Annotated in this window: 1 protein-coding gene; it reads right to left on the bottom strand. The window is 67.5% G+C overall.

The window, feature by feature from the left end; translation table 11 throughout:
- Positions 1-1,729: acetate--CoA ligase (gene acs / locus MKD50_RS30295; protein ID WP_252669755.1), on the bottom strand; the 1,729-nt coding region annotated here is incomplete at both ends.

A 1,729-nucleotide genomic window follows, 5' to 3' on the forward strand; every position in this document is an offset into this window, starting at 1 on the left:
AGCTGCTCGAGGATGGCCGGGTTCTCCAGCGTCGAGGTGTCCTGTGTAATCTCTTCGCCCTTGGCCAGCGACCGCAACAGGCGGCGCATGATCTTGCCCGAGCGCGTCTTGGGCAGGTTGTCGCCAAAGCGGATGTCCTTGGGCTTGGCGATCGGGCCGATCTCCTTGCCGACCCAGTTGCGCAGTTCGGTCGCGAGCTTGGCCGCTTCCTCGCCGCTCGGGCGCGAGCGCTTGAGCACGACGAAGGCGCAGATCGCTTCGCCGGTCATGTCGTCCGGGCGGCCCACCACCGCGGCTTCGGCCACCAGCGGGTTGGCCACCAGCGCCGACTCGATCTCCATCGTGCCCATGCGGTGGCCCGACACGTTCAGCACGTCGTCGATGCGGCCCATGATGGTGAAGTAGCCGGTGTCCTTGTCGCGGATCGAGCCGTCGCCGGCCAGGTAGAGCTTGCCGCCCAATTCTTCGGGGAAGTAGCTCTTCTTGAAGCGCTCCGGATCGCCCCAGATGGTGCGGATCATCGCGGGCCACGGGCGCTTGACCACCAGGATGCCGCCGTTGCCGTTGGGCACGTCATGGCCGGTCTCGTCGACGATGGCGGCCATGATGCCCGGCAGCGGCAGCGTGCACGAACCCGGCACCAGCGGCGTCGCGCCCGGCAGCGGCGTGATCATGTGGCCGCCGGTCTCGGTCTGCCAGAAGGTGTCGACGATCGGGCAGCGCTCGTTGCCGACGTTCTTGTAGTACCACATCCACGCTTCCGGGTTGATCGGCTCGCCCACGGTGCCGAGCAGGCGCAGGCTGGACAGGTCGTACTGCTTGGGGTGGATCTTCTCGTCGGCCTCGGCGGCCTTGATCAGCGAGCGGATCGCGGTCGGCGCGGTGTAGAAGATGCTGACCTTGTGGCGCGCGATCATGTCCCAGAAGCGGCCGGCGTTCGGGTAGGTCGGCACGCCCTCGAACACCACCTGGGTGGCGCCGGCGGCGAGCGGGCCGTAGGCGATGTAGGTGTGGCCGGTGACCCAGCCGATGTCGGCGGTACACCAGAACAGGTCGTCGGGCTTGATGTCGAACGACCACTTCATCGTCATCAGCGCCCACAGCAGGTAGCCGCCGGTGCTGTGCTGCACGCCCTTGGGCTTGCCGGTGGAGCCGGAGGTGTAGAGCACGAACAGCGGATGCTCGGCGCCGACCGGCTCGGGCTCGCAGGTATCGGGCTGGCCCGCGCAAAGATTGCGCATCCAGCAATCACGTCCCTGCGTCCAGGCCACCGCCCCACCGGTACGTTTGTGGACAATGACATGCCGTACAGCCTCGCAGCCGCCCAGCGCCAGCGCATCGTCGGCGATGGCCTTCAGCGGCAGCGCCTTGCCGCCGCGCATCTGTTCGTCGGCGGTGATCAGCGCCACCGCGCCCACGTCGACCAGCCGCTCCTGCAGCGACTTGGCCGAGAAACCGCCGAACACCACCGAATGCGTCGCGCCCAGGCGCGCGCAGGCCTGCATCGCGGCCACGCCCTCGACCGACATCGGCATGTAGATCACGACGCGGTCGCCCTTCTTGATGCCGAGCGTCTTCAGGCCGTTGGCCAGGCGGCACACCTTCGCGTGCAGTTCGCGGTAGGTGACGCGTGTCACGGTGCCGTCGTCGGCCTCGAACACGATCGCGACCTTGTCGGCGTTGCCGTTTTCCAGGTTGCGGTCCAGGCAGTTGTACGAGGCGTTGAGCT

Origin of the sequence: Cupriavidus mimosae (assembly GCF_023952485.1) — a bacterium.
Classification (GTDB): Bacteria; Pseudomonadota; Gammaproteobacteria; order Burkholderiales; family Burkholderiaceae; genus Cupriavidus; species Cupriavidus taiwanensis_C.